This is a genomic window from Caulobacter sp. Root655, assembly GCF_001427665.1.
GTDB lineage: Bacteria > Pseudomonadota > Alphaproteobacteria > Caulobacterales > Caulobacteraceae > Caulobacter.
Genome location: NZ_LMHC01000027.1, coordinates 11,778 through 30,262 on the forward strand (window position 1 = coordinate 11,778; position 18,485 = coordinate 30,262).

The window sequence follows — 18,485 nt, forward strand, 5'->3', positions numbered from 1 at the left end:
TCATGGCCGCGCCGATCCCTTCGGCCAGTGTCGCTCCAAAGGAGCGTCCGTCGACTGTGATCTGATGGCAATTTGCAGATTCTGCAAATTGGTCAGCATTCGGTGATCGCCGCCAATCGCCGCTTAACGCGGGCCGCGACGCTCTGTAGTTTCCCGTCGGATGAACGCCCCCGCCTCCGCTCCCGTCCAGACCTATGACGCCACCGGCGCGACGCCGGTGATGCAGCAGTTCTTCGAGATGAAGACGCGGCAGCCCGACGCGCTGATCTTCTTCCGGATGGGCGATTTCTACGAGCTGTTCTTCGACGACGCGATCCGGGCGGCCGCCGCCCTGGGCATCTCCCAGACCTTCCGGGGCAACCACAACGGCCAGCCGATCCCGATGGCCGGCGTGCCGCACCACGCGGCCGAGGCCTATCTGTCCAAGCTGATCCGCATGGGCTTCAAGGTCGCCGTCTGCGAACAGATGGAAGACCCGGCCGAGGCCAAGAAGCGCGGCTCCAAGTCGGTGGTCCGCCGCGACATCGTCCGGGTGGTCACCCCTGGCACCCTGACCGAGGACGGCCTGCTGGACGCGCGCGGCGCCAACCGCCTGGCCGCCGTCGCCGTGCGGGCCGGCCAGGCGGCCGTGGCGGCCGTCGAGTTGTCGACCGGCGAGGTCGAGTGCTTCCTGGTCGCCAAGAGCGCCGTGGGGGCGATCCTGGCCGCCCTGGCCCCGTCGGAGACCCTGGTCGCCGACCGCCTGTTGTCGGACGACGACCTGTCCCAGACCCTGAAGATCTGCGGCGGCCTGATCCAGCCGATGCCGTCGGCCCTGTCCGAGCCCCAGGCCTCGGAGACCCGGGTCAAGCGGCTGTACGGCGTCGACACCCTCGACGGGTTCGGCGGGCTCTCGTCGGCCGAGATCGGCGCCCTGGGCCTGATCGCCGCCCACCTGGAAATGACCCAGGCCGGCAGGCTGCCGGCCCTGCGCGCCCCGCGCCGCGCCGCCGAGGCCGACGTGATGTCGATCGACCCGGCCACCCGTTCCAGCCTGGAGATCGATCGCACCCAAAATGGTGATCGAAGCGGCTCGCTGCTGGCGGTCATCGACCGCACCGTCACGGCCGGCGGGGCCCGCCTGCTGGCCTCGCGCCTGGCCCGGCCGCTGCTCGATCCCCACGCCATCGACGCCCGCCTGGACGCCGTCGAATGGTTCGTCGACCACCGGCCCCTGCGCGAACGCCTGCGCGAGGTGCTAAAGGGGGCCGGCGACATGGCCCGCGCGCTGTCGCGCCTGGCCCTGGGCCGCGGTGGTCCGCGCGACCTGGGCTGCCTCAAGGACGGCCTGAAGACCGGCGAGAAGCTGGCCGGCATGGTCGGTGGCTCGGGCGACCCGCTGTCGCCGCCGCCCGCCGAGCTGGAAGCCGCGCTCAAGGCCCTGACCCCGGCGCTGCAGGAGGGCGTGTCGCGCCTGCTCGAACAGCTGGAAGTTGGCCTGGGCCCCGATCTGCCGGCCCTGGCCCGCGACGGCGGCTACGTCGCGGCCGGGGTGCGCCCCGAGCTCGACCAGGCCCGCGCCCTGCGCGACGACAGCCGTCGGGTGGTCGCCGCCCTGGAGACCCGCCTGGTCCAGGAAAGCGGCGTGCCGCTGAAGATCCGCCACAACGGCGTGCTCGGCTATTTCGTCGAGGCCACGGCCGGCAAGGCCGACCCGCTGTTCCAGCCGCCGCTGAACGCCACATTCATCCACCGCCAGACCCTGGCCAATCAGGTGCGGTTCACCACCGTCGAGCTGGCCGACCTGGACGCCCGTATCGCCCAGGCCGCCGAGCGGGCCCTGGCCATGGAGGTCGCCGCCTTCGAGGACTGGCGCGCCGAGGCCGTCGCCCTGGCCGAGCCGATCCAGATGGCCGCCGAGGCCCTGGCCCGGCTGGATGTCGCCGCCGCCCTGGCCGAATGGGCCGAGGACAGCGGCGCGGTGCGCCCGACCGTCGACAAGTCCCTGGCCTTCGAGGCCAAGGCCGCCCGCCACCCGGTGGTCGAGGCCGCCGTCAAGCGGGCCGGCGACCCCTACACCCCCAACGACTGCTGCCTGGACGCGGCCGGCGAGGCCGGGGCGCGACTGTCGATCGTCACCGGCCCCAACATGGCCGGCAAGTCGACCTTCCTGCGCCAGAACGCCCTGCTGGCCATCCTGGCCCAGGCCGGTTGCTACGTGCCGGCCAAGTCCTTGCGCCTCGGCGTCGTCGACCGGCTGTTCAGCCGGGTCGGGGCCGGCGACGACCTGGCCCGGGGCCGCTCGACCTTCATGATGGAGATGGTCGAGACCGCCGCCATCCTCACCCAGGCCAGCCCGCGCAGCCTGGTGATCCTGGACGAGATCGGCCGGGGCACGGCCACCTATGACGGCCTGGCCATCGCCTGGGCCTGCGCCGAGGCCCTGCACGACACCAACCGCTGCCGCGCCCTGTTCGCCACCCACTATCACGAGCTGGCGACCTTGGAGACGCGGCTGGCCCACGTCTCCAACCTCAGCCTGCGGGCCAAGGAATGGAACGGCGACCTGGTGTTCCTGCACGAGGCCGCCGCCGGCCCGGCCGACCGCTCCTACGGCGTGCAGGTGGCCAAGCTGGCAGGGGTGCCGCCGCAGGTGGTGGCGCGCGCCAAGGAGGTGCTCGATCGCCTGGAGAGCAAGACCGAATCACCGGCCAAGCTCGACGACCTGCCGCTGTTCGCCAGCCATGTGTCGGTCGCGGCGCCTGTTCAAGCGGCGCCCAGCCGCACCGACGCCGCCCTGGAAGACCTGGACGTCGACGGCATGAGCCCGCGCGAGGCCCTGGACGCGCTTTATCGTCTTAAGGCTCTGCTCAAGACCTGAGGTCCTATAGTGGGAGCGGGTCGAGACGGGCTTCCGCCCGAGGCGATCACGCTCTGGGAACACCATATAACCGCCATGCCCCGTCGCCTTCGCCCCACGCCCCTGGAACATGTCGTCGACGGCCACGCCCTGCGCGCCCGGCTGTCGGCCGCCGCCCTCGACCTGATCGGCGACGAGGCCGCCCAGCGCACCCGCGCCATCGAGATCCTCAAGCAGGCGCTGTTTCGCGGCCGGATGATCGCCAAGGAGCGGCTGGAGAACGGGGCCGGCGGCCTGGAGACGGCCCGGCTGCTCAGCGGCGTCACCGACGAGGTGATCACCGCCCTCTACGACTTCACCACCGTCCACGTGTTCCGGGCCCGCAACCCGACCGAGGGTGAGCGCCTGTGCCTGCTGGCCGTCGGCGGCTACGGCCGCCGCACCCTGGCGCCGTTCTCCGACATCGATCTGCTGTTCCTGCGGCCCTACAAGCAGACGCCGCACGCCGAGAGCGTCATCGAGTTCATGCTCTATGCGCTGTGGGACCTGGGCTTCAAGGTCGGCCACGCCTCGCGGACCATCGAGGAATGCGTGCGGCTGTCGCGCGAGGACTTCACGATCCGCACCACGATCCTGGAGGCCCGCCGGCTGACCGGCGACGAGCGCCTGGGCGACGAGCTGAAGCGGCGGTTCCGCGACGACGTCATGAAGGGCACCGGCGCCGCCTTCGTGGCCGCCAAGCTCAAGGAGCGCGACGACCGCCAGGCCCGGGCCGGGGCCAGCCGCTACATGGTCGAGCCCAACGTCAAGGAGGGCAAGGGCGGCCTGCGCGACCTGCACACCCTGATGTGGATCGCCGAGTACCTGCACCCCGTGGACCGGCCCGAGGACGTCTTCAAGCTGGAGGTGTTCGACCGCCGCGAGGCCAAGGGCTTCATCCGCGCCTTCGATTTCCTGCACGCCGTCCGCGCCCACCTGCACTTCACCACCGGCCGGCCGGAAGAGCGGCTGACCTTCGACCTGCAGCCCGAGATCGCCCGCCGCATGGGCTATGGCGACCGGGGCGACGCCCCGGCGGTCGAGCGCTTCATGCGCCGCTACTTCCTGGTCGCCAAGGAGGTCGGGGCCCTGACCCGCGCCTTCTCGGCCAAGCTGGAGGCCGAGCACTTCAAGAACGAGCCCAAGGGCATTTCCCGCTTTCTTCCTGGCGGCGGTCGGCCCAAGCGCAAGGCGCTGGACGTGCCCGGCTTCTACGAGGACGGCGGCCGGCTGAACATCGACGGCCCGGCGGTGTTCGAGAATGACCCGGTCAACCTGATCCGGCTGTTCAAGACCGCCGACGAGCGCGACCTCGACCTGCACCCCGACGCCTTCACGGCGGTGACCCGCAACCTCAACCTGATCACCTCCAAGGTCCGCCGGGACCCGCTGGCGACCGAGGCGTTCCTGCGGCTGCTGGCCTATGGCAAGCGGTCCTACCGCACCCTGACCCTGATGAACGACGCCGGGGTGCTGGGCCGGTTCATCCCCGAGTTCGGGCGCATCGTCGCCCAGATGCAGTTCAACATGTACCACTCCTACACGGTGGACGAGCACACCCTGCGGGCCGTGGGCGTCATCGGCGACATGGCCGCCGGCCGGCTGGTCGACGACCATCCGCTGGCCGTGTCGATCCTGCCGCTGATCGAGGACCGCGAGGCCCTGTTCCTGGCCATGCTGCTGCACGACACCGGCAAGGGCGGGGTCGGTGGCCAGGAGAAGGCCGGCGCCCGCAGCGCCCGCAGCGCCTGCGAACGCCTGGGCGTCGACCGCCTGAAGGTCGAGCTGGTGGCCTGGCTGGTCGAGAACCACCTGGTGATGAGCGACTTTGCCCAGAAGCGCGACGTCGCCGACCCCGGCACGGTCGCCGCCTTCGCCCGCATCGTCGAGAACCCCGAACGCCTGCGCCTGCTGCTGGTGATCACCGTCGCCGACATCCGGGCCGTCGGGCCGGGCGTCTGGAACGGCTGGAAGGGCCAGCTGCTGCGCGAGCTCTACAACGCCACCGAGGCGGTGTTCCGCGGCGGACGCGGCAGCGACGCCGCCGCCAGCGTCCAGCGCCACCAGGAGGCCGCCGCCGAGCAGGCCCGCGACGCCCTGGTCCAGGCCGACCCCGCGTCCAAGGGCTGGGCCCAGGCCATGGAAGCGGCCTATTTCGGGGCCTTCTCGACCCAGGACCTGCTGGACCACGCCGCCCTGGCCCGCCGCGCCGCCATCCAGGGCGGGGCCGCCGCCGAGGGCCGGGTGCCCACGGGCGCCAACGCCGCCGAGATCGTCGTCGCCGCCAAGGACCGTCGGGGGCTGTTCGCCGACCTCGCTCTAGCCATCTCCTCTCTCGGAGGAAATGTGGTCGGGGCCCGGGTGTTCACCTCGCGCCAGGGCCAGGCCCTGGACGTCTTCCACGTGCAGGACGTGACCGGCGCGGCCCTGGGCTGCGAGAACCCCCGGGCCCTGCGCCGCCTGGCCGACGCCCTGGAGGCGGCCGGTCGCGGCGAGCCCCTGGTCATGGAGCCCCGGCGCGGCGGCGAGCAGTCGCGCACCGCCGCCTTCTCGATCGCCCCGACGGTGGTGGTCGACAACGAGGCCTCCAACGAGGCCACGGTGGTCGAGGCCTCGGGCCGCGACCGCCCGGGCCTGCTGCAGGCCCTGGCCCGCACCCTGGCCGACAACGGCCTGTCCATCCAGTCGGCCCACATCGACGGCTACGGCGAACGGGCGGTCGACGCCTTCTACGTGCAGACCTCGGAGGGCGGAAAACTGGCCGACGCCCGCAAGGTCAACACGCTGAAGGCCGACCTGCTGGCGGCGCTGGAGCAGAACGAGGCGGGGGCGCCGAACACGCGGCCGGGGCTGAAGCGGGCGCGGGCCAGCGTGGCGCGGTAGGTTCTGCCTTCGGACCTGGCCGGACGCTCCTGTATCCCTCTCTCTTAGAGAGAGGGGTTCCGTGTGCACGGCCTTGCGCGCCAAGGCGCCGCACTGTCAGCTGAACCAGGGGTCCGGGGCACAAGGCCCGGGATGACGGCTGTTGACGTGATGGGTTTCGGTGACTCCTACCGGTGGTCCTTCATCTCGAACCGGCGGATCAGCACGCAGCGGGCCTTTCCGTCGATGACGGCGGCGCGGACGGCGCTCATGCCGGTGGGCGCGAAATAGGCCGTCGTCGTGGGCGTCTTCACGCCCAGCAGCACAGGGCCGGTGAACTGGCAGACGGCATGCTCGCCCGAGCCCCGGGTGTCGGGTCTCAGCGTGCACATCATGTGGCCGACGCGATATTCGAAGCTGACGCCGCCATAGGCGGTGACCTTGGGCTCGCCCCAGGATCGCGCATAGGTCGCCGCGTCCACCGTCGGACAGGGCGGGCCGTCCAGGCTCCAGAACGCGGCCTCGGCGGCGGCGGCCTTTCTGTGGTCGTTGTAGACATAGTGCGTGACCGCCAGGGCCACGACGACGACACCCGCCACGCCCAGGCGCTGGCCCCAACCGATGATCGTCGTCGTCTTGGGCATCGCGGTTACGCTCTCGGTCCGTGCCTCACGAAGCGTCAGCGTATCGGGGACGGAGCTGACAGGAAACCCTCTCCCAGCGGGAGAGGGCGGGGCCCGCGCCGCAGGCGTGGGAGGGTGAGGGATCACGCTGTCGGACGTGGGACAGGGCGAGAGGATGGGCGGTCGACGTCTTACCCCCTCACCCTCCCACCGCTGTCGCGGCGGGCCCCTCCCTCTCCCCATGGGAGAGGGTTTCGGAAGGCGTCCATCCCCACCTGACCGCTTCGCGATCTGTCCGTCCTCATAGGGGGCGGACAGATCGCGCTTAGGCCCTTCCCCCTATGGGGGAAGACGGTCGCGAAGCGGCCCGTAGGGGGCAAGGGCGTGAGTTGCCGGCCTTTCGGCCGCCTTATTGGCCCTGCATCGAAAATCCTTCCCGAGGACTCATCGAAAGCCACGGATTCCCCGTCAAGGTCGCCCGCGCCTCCCGCCCTCGCTTGACGCCTCCCCGCCCAACCCGCAGAAGCCGTTCGTGACCGACATCGCGCCCCCCCAACCGCCCGTCCCGCCCGCCGACGAGCCGAAGAAGCCCGGCGGGCTGCTGCGCTCGTCGGCGATCTATTCGGGCCTGACCCTGGTCAGCCGGTTCATGGGCTTCGCGCGGGATCTCGCGGTGTCCTACCGCATGGGGGCCAGCGCTACCCCGGCCGCCGACGCCTACAACGCCGCCCTGGCCTTCCCCAACCTGTTCCGCCGGTTCTTCGCCGAGGGGGCCTTCGCCGCGGCCTTCGTGCCGGCCTACGCCAAGTCGCTGCAGATCGACGGCGAGGAGAAGGCCGACATCCTGGCCGGCGACGCCATGGCCACCCTGGCGGCCTCGACCCTCATCATCACCGTGGCCTGCCAGCTGGCCATGCCCTGGCTGATGATGCTGATCAGCCCCGGCTTCGCGGCCGACCCGGCCAAGTACAAGCTGGCGGTGCTGCTGACCCAGATCACCATGCCCTACCTGCCGTGCATGGCCATCGTCGCCCACCTGTCGGGCGTGCTGAACGCCCGCGACCGCTTCGTGCTGTCGGCCGGCGCGCCGGTGCTGCTGAACATCGCCACCCTGGCCTTCATCCTGCCGCAGACCACCGCCGTCGAGGCGGCCCGGTGGGGGTCGGTCGGCGTGGTGGTGGCCGGCGTGGCGCAAGCCGCCCTGCTGGTCTGGGGCGTCAACAAGTCGGGCGCCAAGGTCCATTGGCGGCTGCCGCGCCTGACCCCCGAGGTGAAAGCCCTGATCGGCAAGGCCATCCCCGGGGCCCTGGCGGCCAGCGCCACCCAGGTCAACATCTTCATCTCCGGCAACCTGGCCAGCCACGTGCCCGGCGGCCGCTCGTGGCTGGCCACCGCCGACCGCCTGTACCAGCTGCCCTTGGGCCTGGTGGGCGTGGCGATCGGGGTGGCCCTGCTGCCGCGCCTGTCGCGGGCCGTCAACACCGGCGACGGCAAGGACGCGCAGGGCGCCATGGACCAGGCCATCGCCCTGGCCATGGCCCTGACCATCCCCGCCGCCGCGGCCCTGGTGGCCATGCCGGGCTTCCTGTCGGACGCCCTCTACACCCGGGGCCAGTTCACGCCGTTCGACGCCAGCCAGACGGCGGCGGCGCTGTTCTTCTACGGCCTGGGCACCCCGGCCTTCGTGCTGCAGCAGCTCTATTCGCGGGCCTTCTTCGCGCGCGGCGACACCAAGAGCCCGATGCGCTTCGCCCTGATCTCGGTGGCGGTCAACGTCGTGTTCGGCATCGCCCTGTTCAACCTGATCGGGGTCAAGGGCATCGCCGCGGCCACCGCCATCGCCTCGTGGCTGAACGTGGCGCAGATGGCTTTCGGCCTGTCCCGCAAGGGCCACTACAATCCCTCGCTGGAGACCTGGTCGCGGGTGGCGCGGATCCTGGCGGCCAGCGTCGTGATGGGCCTGCTGCTGGCGGCGGCCTCGCACTGGCGGCCGCTGATCGAGGCCCCGCTGGAGGCCATGGGCCTCAAGGGTCACGTGATCGGGGCCAAGGAAGTGGCGCTGCTGCTGACCGTCGTGGTCGGGGCCGGCCTCTATCCGCCGCTGGTCTTCCTGTTCGGCGGGGTCACGCCATCGGAGCTGAAGGCGGTGCTGAAGCGGGGCAAGGTTTAGGGTTCAGGCCAAAACACGGTTGTCATCCCGGACAAGCGCGCAGCGCGAAGATCCGGGACCGACGCGTGAACTCAGCGCTTCCGGCGGTCCCGGATCTGCGCTTCGCTTGTCCGGGATGACAGGCTTTGAGACTGGACCTGGGCTTGCTCTCGCCGCCTCAGCCCGGTAACGAGCATGCATGGCTTCGATCGGTTTCCTCGCGCCGCGATGGCGCAGCTTCCTCTGATCCGTTCCGCCGCGTTTCGCACGCGGCTCGCGCCGATGCGCGTTCGCCATACCGCTTTCGATATCCAAGGCTGAAGCCATGACCGACCACACCCCCGTCCCCTATGCGGGCCCGACCCGCGTGCTCTCCGGCGTCCAGCCGTCCGGGGCCCTGCACCTGGGCAACTATCTCGGCGCCCTGGTGAAGTTCGCCAAGCTGCAGCACGAGATGGACACCTTCATCTTCGTCGCCGACCTGCACGCCATCACCGTCTGGCAGGACCCGGCCCTGCTGGCCCAGCAGACCCGCGAGATCGCCGCCGCCTATCTGGCCGCCGGCCTCGACCCCGCCAAGGCGACGATCTTCCCGCAGTCGGCGGTGCGCGAGCACGCCGAGCTGGCCTGGATCTTCCAGTGCGTGGCCCGCCTCGGCTGGCTCGACCGCATGACCCAGTTCAAGGAGAAGAGCGGCAAGCACAAGGAGCGCTCCAGCGTCGGCCTCTACACCTATCCGGTGCTGCAGGCCGCCGACATCCTGATCTACAAGGCCACTCACGTACCGGTCGGCGAGGACCAGAAGCAGCACCTGGAGCTGACCCGCGACATCGCCGCCAAGTTCAACCACGACTTCGGCGCGCCGGCCTTCTTCCCGCAGCCCGACCCGCTGATCCAGGGGCCCGGGGCGCGGGTCATGTCGCTCCGTGACGGCTCGGCCAAGATGAGCAAGTCCGACCCGTCGGACTATTCGCGCATCAACCTGACCGACACGGTCGACGACATCGCGGCCAAGGTCCGCAAGGCCCGCACCGATCCGGAGCCGCTGCCGGAGACCCTGGAAGAGCTGGCCACCCGCGCCGAGGCCGACAACCTGGTCGGCATCTTCGCGGCGCTGTCGGGGCGGACGAAAGCCGAGGTGTTGGCCGAGTACGCTGGCAAGGGCTTCGGGACCTTCAAGCCGGCCCTGGCCGACCTGGCGGTCGAGACCCTGGCCCCGGTCGGCGAGCGGATGCGCGGGCTGCTCAGCGACCCGGCCGAGATCGACCGCATCCTCAAGGCCGGCGCCGAGCGGGCCAGCGAGGTCGCGGCGCCGACGCTGGCCGAGGTGCGGAAGCTGGTCGGGTTCTGGGGGGCCTGACCGGGGCTCGTCTGGGGACAGGCGCATGCGCCTGTCCCCAATCGGCGCGCGGGGCGACTGACTACAGCCGGCTCGGAATCCTGACCGGCAGGCTCTCATACCCCTTCACGAAGCTCGAATAGACCCGCTTGGGCTCGCCCATCACCTCGATCTTCGGGAAGCGCTTGAGGATCTCCTCCCAGATGATCTTCAGCTGCAGCTCGGCCAGGCGGTTGCCGACGCAGCGGTGGATGCCGAAGCCGAACGACAGGTGCTGGCGGGCTCGGGGGCGGTCGATGATGAAGGCGTTGGGGTTGTCGATCGCCGTCTCGTCGCGGTTGCCCGAGACGTACCACATGACCACCTTGTCGCCCTTCCTGATGGTCTTGCCCGACAGCTCGAAGTCCTCCATCGCCGTGCGGCGCATGTAGGCCAGAGGGGTCTGCCAGCGGATGATCTCCGAGACCATGTTGGGGATCAGGCTGGGGTCGGCGCGCAGCTTGGCTTCTTCCGCCGGGTTCTGGCTGAGGGCCAGCAGGCCGCCGGTGATCGAGTTGCGGGTCGTGTCGTTGCCGCCGACGATCAGCAGCAGGATGTTCCCCAGATACTCCATCGGCGGCATGTTCCGCGTCGCCTCGCCATGGGCCAGCATCGAGATCAGATCATTGCCGGGCTCGGTCGAATTGACCCGCTGGTTCCACAGCTCGGTGAAATAGGCCAGGCACTCCAGCAGCTCGGCCCGGCGCTGCTCCTCGCTGTCGACGATCCCCGCCCCCGGGACGGCGGTGGTGACGTCGGACCAGCGGGTCAGCTTGCGGCGCTCCTCCCAGGGAAAGTCGAACAGCGTGGCCAGCATCTGGGTGGTCAGCTCGATCGACACCTTGTCGACCCAGTCGAAGGTCTCGCCGATCGGCAGGTCGTCGAGGATGCCGCCCACCCGCTCGCGGATCGTGCCTTCCAGCAAGGCCAGGTTCACCGGCGAGACGATCGGGCTGACGGTCTTGCGCTGGATGTCGTGCTTGGGCGGGTCCATGGCGATGAACATCGGCAGGACGAAGTCCTCGTCGAAGTTGCGGATCGTGATGCCGCCGAAGCTGCTGTCGGACGAGAACACCTGGTGGGTGGTGTCGACGGTCATGATGTCGTTGTAGCGGGTGATCGACCAGTACGGCCCGTGCTCGCTGTCGGCGCAGTAGTGGACCGGGTCCTCGTTGCGCAGCCGCTCGAACCACGGCCAGTGGGCGTCGGCCTGGAACAGGGCGGGATCGGCCACGTCGAACTGGTCCAGCGGGGTGGCGTAGGCCTTGGCGCGTGCGTCGGCCCCGGGATCGCCTGAAAGATCGATGGCTCCGTCGCTCATGGCGAACTCTCCCTAAAACACTTGTTTTGATCATGGAGCCATAACGCGGTTCGTTTGTCACGTTGACGCAAGCGGCGCCCCACCCTTGTCTTGGGGCCTTGCCGGGTCCATTTCTCCAGCATGTTCATCCAGACCGAAACCACGCCCAATCCCGAGGTCCTGAAGTTCCTGCCCGGCCGCGAAGTGCTGGGTGAGGGCGCGCGGGAGTTCAAGACGGCGGCGGAGGGCGACGCCTCGCCCCTCGCCGAAGCCCTGTTCCGGCTGGGCGACGTCAACCGGGTGTTCTTCGGTCCCGATTTTCTGACCGTGACCAAGGCCGAGCACGCCGAGTGGCCGCACCTGAAGGCCCCGATCCTGGCGGCCATCATGGACCACTTCACCAGCGGCCGGCCCCTGTTGCTGGACGCCGTCGAGAGCGGTCACGACAACGACGGCGTCTATGACGACGAGACCAGCCAGATCGTCGCCGAGATCAAGGACCTGCTCGACACCCGCATTCGCCCGGCCGTCGCCCAGGACGGCGGCGACATCGTGTTCAGCAAGTTCGAACCGGCCACCGGCGTGGTGTGGCTGCACATGCGCGGCGCCTGCTCGGGCTGCCCGTCCTCGTCGGCCACGCTGAAGGCCGGGGTCGAGAACATGCTCAAGCACTATGTGCCGGAAGTGACCCGGGTCGAGCAGACGCTCTAGGGGCCTTAGAAAAACTGCACCGCGCGGCGCTTGCGGGCCGGTTTCCGAGCGCATATTGTAACTGTATAAGTTGCTAATAGCGCACTTGAGGATCTCTGATGTCCAAGCTCGACGCCGCCGCCCTCGCCCAACTCTACACCGAGGCGCGCACGCGCAACGGCTGGAAGCCCGAGCCCGTCCCCGAGGCCGTGCTGCATGAGCTGTACGACCTGGTGAAGTTCGGCCCGACCGCCGCCAACACCACGCCGGCGCGGTTCATCTTCGTCAGCAGCCCGGAAGCCAAGGCCCGGCTGGCGCCGCTGACCTCGGGCTCGAACGGCCCAAAGATCCTGAAGGCCCCGGTGACGGTGATCGTCGGCTACGACCTGGATTTCCCCGAAACTCTCGACAAGCTGTTCCCCAACGCCCCGGGCGCCAAGACCTGGTTCGGCGACCCCGTGGCCAAGGAAACCGGCGCGCTGCGCAACAGCTCGCTGCAAGGCGGCTATTTCATCCTGGCCGCGCGGGCCCTGGGCCTGGACACCGGTCCGATGTCGGGCTTCGACAACGCCGCCGTCGACGCCGAATTCTTCGCCGGGACCAACATCAAGTCCAACTTCATCGTCTCGATCGGCTACGGCAACGACGAAGGCCTGTTCCCGCGCAACCCGCGCCTGGACTTCGAGGAAGCCGCGAAGATCATCTGAACTCGCGACCCCAAAAGGTTGTCATCCCGGAAGCACGTAGCGCTGTCCGGAATCCAGGAGCAACCGCATTGCGCCGGTCCTGGGTCCCGGCGCTTCGCTTCGCGGAGTTTACCCTTGGGCGCGCGCTTCGCGCGACCCGAGGGGCCGGGATGACAACAGTTTGTGTTTGTAGCGAACACCCGGGGGCGGGTGCTAGAACCGCCCACATGACCCAGCGCCTCGCCCTGATCGCCGCCGTCCCGCTGCTGCTGCTCGCCGCTTGCGGCCCGGCCGACAAGAAGACCGACACCGCCGCCGCGCCGCCGGCCGCCGAGGCGGCGAAATCCGGCCCGGTCGCCGTCGCGGTGACGCCCTACACCGGTGGCCCCCTGCGGATCCGCGCCGACGGCGTCGGCCCGGTCACCGCCGCCACCGCCTTCGACCAGCCGACCCTAGCGGCGCTGTTCCCCAAGGCGGTGGTCAAGAGCGCCTTCATCCATGTCGGCGAGGGCCCGCCCGGGCCGATCATCACCGTCGAGCAGGACAACGTCCCGCTGCTGGAGATCGGCAAGGGGGCCGAGGGCGGCATCGCCGAGATTCGCCTGGCCGGCGGCCCAGTCGAGGGCCCCAAGGGCGAAGCCCTGCTCGGAAAATGGGCCGACCTCGGTTTCGACATCGGCCAATGCCGGGCCGGCGAGGGCCGCACCGTCAACCAGACGGTCTGCGTCCGTCCCGAGGCCCCGACCGTCGCCTACGTGTTCGGCGTGCCCGGCTGGACCAAGGGCGGCCTGCCGCCGGTCGAGACCCTGAAGGCCAAGGGCCAGCTCAACGAGTTCGTCTGGCGTCCGGCCGAGACCGCCGCCGTCGGCGCGGCCTGACCTGGTGCTTCGACCCCTGATCCTGGCGGCGCTGCCGCTGGCGCTGGCCGCCTGCGGTCCGGCCGACAAGCCGAAGAGTGCGCCGGCCGCCGCCTCGCCGGCGCCTGTCCTGACCGAGCGCCAGACCGCCGACGGCGGGGTCGATCGCTTCACGCCCTATCTGAGCGGCCCGCTGGCCCTGGACGAGTTCTCGGTCGGCCCGCTCATGGCCCAGACCGAGTTCTCGATGGAGGCGATCAAGCCGCGTTTCCCGAAGGCCAAGGTCGAGGGCGTGTTCATGCGGAACGACGGCGCCAAATCGACCCTGATCGGGGTCAGCGTCGAGCAAGGCGGCGGCGTGCTCGAGATCCACGGCAATCCCGGAACGGCCACGGTCGGCGATATCCGCGTGACCGGGGGCTCCCCCAAGGGCCCGCGTGGCGAGACCTTGGGCCTGAAATGGGCCAACGCCGACATGGACTATCCGCGCTGCTGGATGGGCAAGGACCGCGACGCCCACGCCGTGATCTGCACCCAACCCGGCGAGCCGGCGCTGCGCTACATCTTCGCCGTGCCGGGCTGGACCCAGGATGTGATGCCGCCCGAGGCCGTGCTGCAGGAAAAGGCCGTCCTGCGCGAGTTCCTCTGGCGTGGAGGCGCGCCGACCCGATGATCCATCCCTCCTTGATCCTGGCCATCGACACCTGCCTGGCCGCCAGCTCGATCGCCGTGCTGGACGGCGACGTCGTCCGCGCCGCCCGTAGCGAGCCGATGACCCGCGGCCACCAGGAGCGCATCGCCGTCCTGGCGCGCGAGATGATGGCGGAAGCCGGCGTGAAGTTCCCGGACCTGACCCGCATCGCTGTCACCGTCGGCCCGGGTTCGTTCACCGGCCTGCGGGTCGGGCTGTCGTTCGCCAAGGGCCTGGCCACGGCCCTGTCGATCCCCTGCGTCGGGATCAACAGCCTGGAGGCCCTGGTCGCCACCGCCGGCGCGCCCGGTTTCGTGGCTGGCGTGCTCGACGCCAAGATGGGTCAGGTCTATCTGCAGGCCTTCGACGGCGGCAAGGCCTTGATGGCTCCCGACGCCCTGGAGGTCGGGGTCGCCGCCGCTCGCCTGGCCGAACTTTACTCCGGCGGGCCGGCTGTCCTGATTGGTTCGGGCGCGCCGTTGCTGGCCGACATCCTGCCCGAGGCCACCGTGCTGACCCCCGTCTATGCCGACCCCGTGGCCGTCGCCCGCCTGGCCGCCGGCCGTCCCGCTCCGACCCATTCGCCCCGGCCGCTCTATCTGCGCGCGCCCTATGCCGTGGCCCCCGCCGCATGATCCTGCATCCCGTCGGGCTCGAGGCCTGCTTCACCCTGGCCGACCTGCATGATCGCGCCTTTCCCCGGCCATGGAGCGCGGAAGAGTTCGAAACCCTGCTCAAGGGCCCCGGCGCCTTCGCGGTGCTGGGCGAGGGGGACGAGCCCAAGGGCTTCATCCTCTGCCGCGCCGTGGCCGGCGAGGCCGAGATCCTGACCGTGGCCGTCGATCCGGCCGCCCGCCGTCGCGGCTGGGGCGCGGCCCTGGTCGAGATGGCCGTCGGCATAGCCCGGGAGGCGGGAGCCTTGGAGATGTTCCTTGAGGTCGCGGCCGACAATCTGGCGGCGCTCAGGCTTTATGAGGTCACCGGTTTCGACCGCGTGGGCCTGAGAAAGGGCTATTATCCCCATGCCGATGGCGCCAAGGACGCCGTCGTGATGCGCAGGACGCTTAACAGCTAGCGCTGTAGCCCCTATCTTCCGCCCGAATCTTGCTTGGATTCATCTTTCCGGAGACGCCGCCTTGGACCGCCTCGAAAAGCTCTGCATCGAAAAGGGCATGCGCATGACCGACCAGCGTCGGGTCATCGCCCGCGTGCTGTCGGCCGCCGACGATCATCCCGATGTCGAGGAGCTGCACCGACGCGCCCATGCCGTGGACCCGCACATCTCGATCGCCACGGTCTATCGCACCGTGCGCCTGTTCGAGGAGAGCGGCATCATCGAGCGCCACGATTTCCGCGACGGCCGTTCGCGCTACGAAGAGACGCCCGACCATCACCACGACCACCTGATCGACATGAAGACCGGCAAGGTCGTCGAGTTCGTGGACGAGGAGATCGAGGCCCTGCAGAACGCCATCGCTCGCAAGCTTGGGTACAAGCTCGTGGATCACCGGTTGGAGCTTTACGGGGTTCCGATCGAGGATTGAAGGCAAGGCAAGCGTCACCGTTGACGAATTCGCCGGACTGATGGCAAGACCTCATCCCAAAGCCGTTGTTGGCTGGAATGAAGCTTGAGGGCGAGGAGTTCCTATGCGGCGGTGGTTTGTCTTGTTGTGCACGTTGGCGACGATGACGTCGGCGCCGGTCTGGGCCTCGGACGCCCAGATGGGCAATATCAGCCATCTCTATGCGACGTCCAACGGCGCGGTGATGTTCTACACCGACGGCGCCCGCGGAACCCCGCCGGCGTGCCAGAACGCGGCCGTGAGCCAGCGGTACGCGATCGACGCCTCCACGACGGGCGGCCAGGCGCAGGCCGCCGCCTTGATGACCGCTTATTCGCTCCACAAGCGGATCTATATCGTCGGATCGGGCGCGTGCACGATCTGGGGCGACACCGAAACCATCGCCTGGTTCCTGGTGGAAGACTGATCTTAGCCAAGCCCTATCGATCGAGGATGTGTGGCGCCGACGTCCTTGCACGCTGGCCCCCTCGCGCCCATAACCTCGCCGCATGAGCGAGACCCCGCAAAAGCGCCTCTATATCAAGACCTACGGCTGTCAGATGAACGTCTATGACAGCGAGCGCATGGCCGATGTCCTGCGTCCGCTGGGTTATGGGATCGTTGATGAACCCGAAGGCGCCGATCTGGTGGTGCTCAACACCTGCCACATCCGCGAGAAGGCCACCGAGAAGGTCTATTCCGAGCTCGGCTACATCAAGCAGATGAAGACCCGCAAGGCGCAGGCCGGCGGGACCATGACCATCGCCGTGGCCGGCTGCGTGGCCCAGGCCGAGGGCAAGGAGATCATGCATCGCCAGCCGGCGGTCGACCTGGTGGTCGGGCCCCAGGCCTATCACCAGCTGCCCGAACTGATCGCCCGCGCCCACCGGGCGACCGGCGAGCGGCTCTCGGCCGACTTCGCCGCCGACGAGAAGTTCGACGCCCTGCCGGCCGAGCGCCAGGTCAACGGCGTGACGGCGTTCCTCACCGTGCAGGAAGGCTGCGACAAGTTCTGCACCTTCTGCGTGGTGCCCTACACCCGCGGCGGCGAGTGGTCGCGGCCGCCGGAACAGATCGAGGACGAGGCCAAGCGCCTGGCGGACCAGGGCGTGCGCGAGGTCACCCTGCTGGGTCAGAACGTCAACGCCTATGACGGCGGCGGCTACACCCTGGCCAGGCTGGTCCGGCGACTGGCCAGGATTCCCGGCCTGGACCGCATCCGCTACACCACCAGCCATCCGCGCGACATGGGCGACGACCTGATCGCGGCCCATGCCGAGCTGCCGGAGCTGATGCCCTATCTGCACCTGCCGGTGCAGGCGGGATCGGACAAGATTCTCAAGGCCATGAACCGCGACCACACGGCCGAGAGCTATGTCCGCCTGATCGAGAAGATCCGCGCCGGCCGCCCCGACATCGCCATGAGCGGCGACTTCATCGTCGGTTTCCCCGGCGAGCGCGACGGCGATTTCGAGAAGACCCTGGAGCTGGTCCGCGAGGTCGGCTTCGCCTCGGCCTTCTCGTTCAAATATTCGCGCCGCCCCGGCACCCCGGCTTCGGCCATGCCCGGCCAGGTCGACGAAGCGGTCAAGGCCGAGCGCCTGGACCGCCTCAACGCCCTGCTCGACGAACAGCAGAAGGCGTTCAACGCCCTGCAGGTGGGCAAGGTCATGCCGGTGCTGTTCGAGAAAAAGGGCCGCAACCCCGGTCAAATCGTCGGCCGCAGTCCCTATCTGCAAGCGGTGCACGCGGTGGGCTCCGAGGACCTGCTGGGCCAGATCGTTCCCGTCCGTATCGAGTCGTCGGCCAAGATGAGCCTGGGCGGCGTGCTCGACAGCCATGCCATTCCGGAGCCCGCTTGAGCCGCACGCCTGAGTTCCTGCCCCTGTCCGACACCGCCGTCCGCGCCGTTTCCGGCCCCGGCGGCCGTCACGCCGCCCTGATCGAGGACGCCTTCCGGGTGCTCATCGAGACCCCGGGCGGCGGGGTGACCATCACTGGCGACGTCAAGGCGCGCTCCAGCGCCAAGCGGGCGATCAACGCCCTGGCCCAGCGCGCCGACGCGCAGGACGAAGTGGTCGAGGCCGACGTCCGCGTGGCGGTCGGCCATGCCCGCAGCGCCGGCGGCCAGGCCTCGCCGCGCGCCGTGGGCAAGGGCTCGGTGTCGCCCAAGACCACGGGCCAGGCCCGCTACATGGAGGCGATGCTCAGCCATCCGCTGACCTTCGGCCTGGGTCCGGCCGGCACCGGCAAGACCTTCCTGGCCGTGGCCCACGGCGCGGGCATGCTGCTGCGCGGCGAGGTCGACCGGCTGATCGTCACCCGTCCCGCCGTCGAGGCCGGCGAGAAGCTCGGCTTCCTGCCCGGCGACCTCAACGAGAAGGTCGACCCCTACATGGCCCCGGTCTGGGAGGCCCTGACCGACATCATGGGCGCCGACCAGCTGCGTCGCCGCCGCGACAAGCTGGAGATCGAGGTCGCGCCGATCGCCTTCATGCGCGGGCGCACCCTGGCCCATGCGTTCGTCATCGTCGACGAGGCCCAGAACTGCTCGCGCCTGCAGATGAAGATGGTCCTGACCCGACTGGGCGAGGGCGCGCGGATGGTGGTGACGGGCGACCCGACCCAGGTCGACCTGCTCAATCCGCGCGATTCCGGCCTGGCCCACGCCGTGTCGATCCTCGAAGGCGTCGAGGGCGTGGCGATCTCGCGCTTCACCGCCGCCGACGTGGTGCGCCACCCGCTGGTCGAGCGGATCGTCAGGGCCTACGACGCCGACGCCCTGCAGACGACCACCCAATGACCATCA

16 protein-coding genes are annotated in these 18,485 nt (G+C 69.6%); 14 read left to right on the forward strand and 2 right to left on the reverse strand.

Annotated features, from left to right (window positions below; translation table 11 throughout):
• Positions 1-160 precede the first annotated feature (160 nt).
• The gene (mutS, locus tag ASD79_RS21725) at positions 161-2,860 is read left to right on the forward strand and encodes a DNA mismatch repair protein MutS (RefSeq protein ID WP_056725573.1); all 2,700 of its coding nucleotides are present in this window, start codon (positions 161-163) and stop codon (positions 2,858-2,860) included.
• Positions 2,861-2,935: 75 nt separating this feature from the next.
• Positions 2,936-5,761 (forward strand): [protein-PII] uridylyltransferase, encoded by a 2,826-nt coding sequence (locus ASD79_RS21730; protein ID WP_056725575.1) that lies wholly within the window; start codon positions 2,936-2,938, stop codon positions 5,759-5,761.
• Between the two features lie 167 nt (positions 5,762-5,928).
• Here the strand turns inward: ASD79_RS21730 and ASD79_RS21735 are convergent, their stop codons facing one another.
• A complete protein-coding gene (locus ASD79_RS21735; RefSeq protein WP_056725577.1) occupies positions 5,929-6,384 on the reverse strand; it encodes a hypothetical protein in 456 nt (151 codons plus the stop codon).
• A 511-nt stretch (positions 6,385-6,895) separates the two neighbouring features.
• On the opposite strand from ASD79_RS21735, the gene murJ reads away from it, so the two are divergent.
• Both murJ and trpS read left to right on the forward strand, forming a co-directional pair.
• Positions 6,896-8,533 (forward strand): murein biosynthesis integral membrane protein MurJ, encoded by a 1,638-nt coding sequence (gene murJ / locus ASD79_RS21740; protein WP_056725579.1) that lies wholly within the window; start codon positions 6,896-6,898, stop codon positions 8,531-8,533.
• Between the two features lie 304 nt (positions 8,534-8,837).
• Positions 8,838-9,872 carry a tryptophan--tRNA ligase gene (gene trpS, locus ASD79_RS21745; RefSeq protein ID WP_056725581.1) on the forward strand — a complete coding sequence of 345 codons (1,035 nt, stop codon included), beginning with the start codon at positions 8,838-8,840 and terminating at the stop codon, positions 9,870-9,872.
• Positions 9,873-9,933: 61 nt separating this feature from the next.
• Here the strand turns inward: trpS and ASD79_RS21750 are convergent, their stop codons facing one another.
• A complete protein-coding gene (locus tag ASD79_RS21750; protein ID WP_056725584.1) occupies positions 9,934-11,211 on the reverse strand; it encodes a cytochrome P450 in 1,278 nt (425 codons plus the stop codon).
• 120 nt (positions 11,212-11,331) lie between these two features.
• Between ASD79_RS21750 and ASD79_RS21755 the strand changes: the two genes are divergently transcribed.
• The 10 genes from ASD79_RS21755 (at position 11,332) to ASD79_RS21800 (ending at position 18,479) form a co-directional block, all read left to right on the forward strand.
• Entirely contained in the window at positions 11,332-11,901 is a 570-nt protein-coding gene (locus tag ASD79_RS21755) for a NifU family protein (RefSeq protein WP_056725586.1), read from the forward strand.
• A 98-nt stretch (positions 11,902-11,999) separates the two neighbouring features.
• Positions 12,000-12,587: a malonic semialdehyde reductase gene (locus ASD79_RS21760; protein WP_056725588.1), complete on the forward strand. Its 588-nt coding sequence runs from the start codon at positions 12,000-12,002 to the stop codon at positions 12,585-12,587.
• A gap of 206 nt (positions 12,588-12,793) precedes the next feature.
• On the forward strand, positions 12,794-13,444 hold the full coding sequence (locus ASD79_RS21765; RefSeq protein ID WP_056725590.1) for a DUF1131 family protein: 651 nt from the start codon (positions 12,794-12,796) through the stop codon (positions 13,442-13,444).
• A 4-nt stretch (positions 13,445-13,448) separates the two neighbouring features.
• Positions 13,449-14,096, forward strand: a complete 648-nt coding sequence (locus ASD79_RS21770) for a DUF1131 family protein (RefSeq protein WP_056725592.1) — start codon at positions 13,449-13,451, stop codon at positions 14,094-14,096.
• Positions 14,097-14,107: 11 nt separating this feature from the next.
• On the forward strand, positions 14,108-14,749 hold the full coding sequence (gene tsaB, locus ASD79_RS21775; RefSeq protein ID WP_056726043.1) for a tRNA (adenosine(37)-N6)-threonylcarbamoyltransferase complex dimerization subunit type 1 TsaB: 642 nt from the start codon (positions 14,108-14,110) through the stop codon (positions 14,747-14,749).
• Positions 14,746-15,189 (forward strand): ribosomal protein S18-alanine N-acetyltransferase, encoded by a 444-nt coding sequence (rimI, locus tag ASD79_RS21780; protein WP_056725594.1) that lies wholly within the window; start codon positions 14,746-14,748, stop codon positions 15,187-15,189. Before tsaB ends, rimI begins: the two co-directional genes overlap by 4 nt.
• Before the next feature lie 61 nt (positions 15,190-15,250).
• Entirely contained in the window at positions 15,251-15,658 is a 408-nt protein-coding gene (locus ASD79_RS21785) for a Fur family transcriptional regulator (protein WP_056725596.1), read from the forward strand.
• Positions 15,659-15,800: 142 nt separating this feature from the next.
• The gene (locus tag ASD79_RS21790) at positions 15,801-16,103 is read left to right on the forward strand and encodes a hypothetical protein (RefSeq protein WP_156400625.1); all 303 of its coding nucleotides are present in this window, start codon (positions 15,801-15,803) and stop codon (positions 16,101-16,103) included.
• Positions 16,104-16,185: 82 nt separating this feature from the next.
• Entirely contained in the window at positions 16,186-17,538 is a 1,353-nt protein-coding gene (gene miaB / locus ASD79_RS21795) for a tRNA (N6-isopentenyl adenosine(37)-C2)-methylthiotransferase MiaB (RefSeq protein ID WP_056725600.1), read from the forward strand.
• Positions 17,535-18,479, forward strand: coding sequence for a PhoH family protein (locus ASD79_RS21800; protein WP_056725602.1), 945 nt, complete (start codon positions 17,535-17,537; stop codon positions 18,477-18,479). The genes miaB and ASD79_RS21800 overlap by 4 nt, the downstream gene beginning before the upstream one ends.
• The last annotated feature ends 6 nt before the right edge of the window (positions 18,480-18,485 follow it).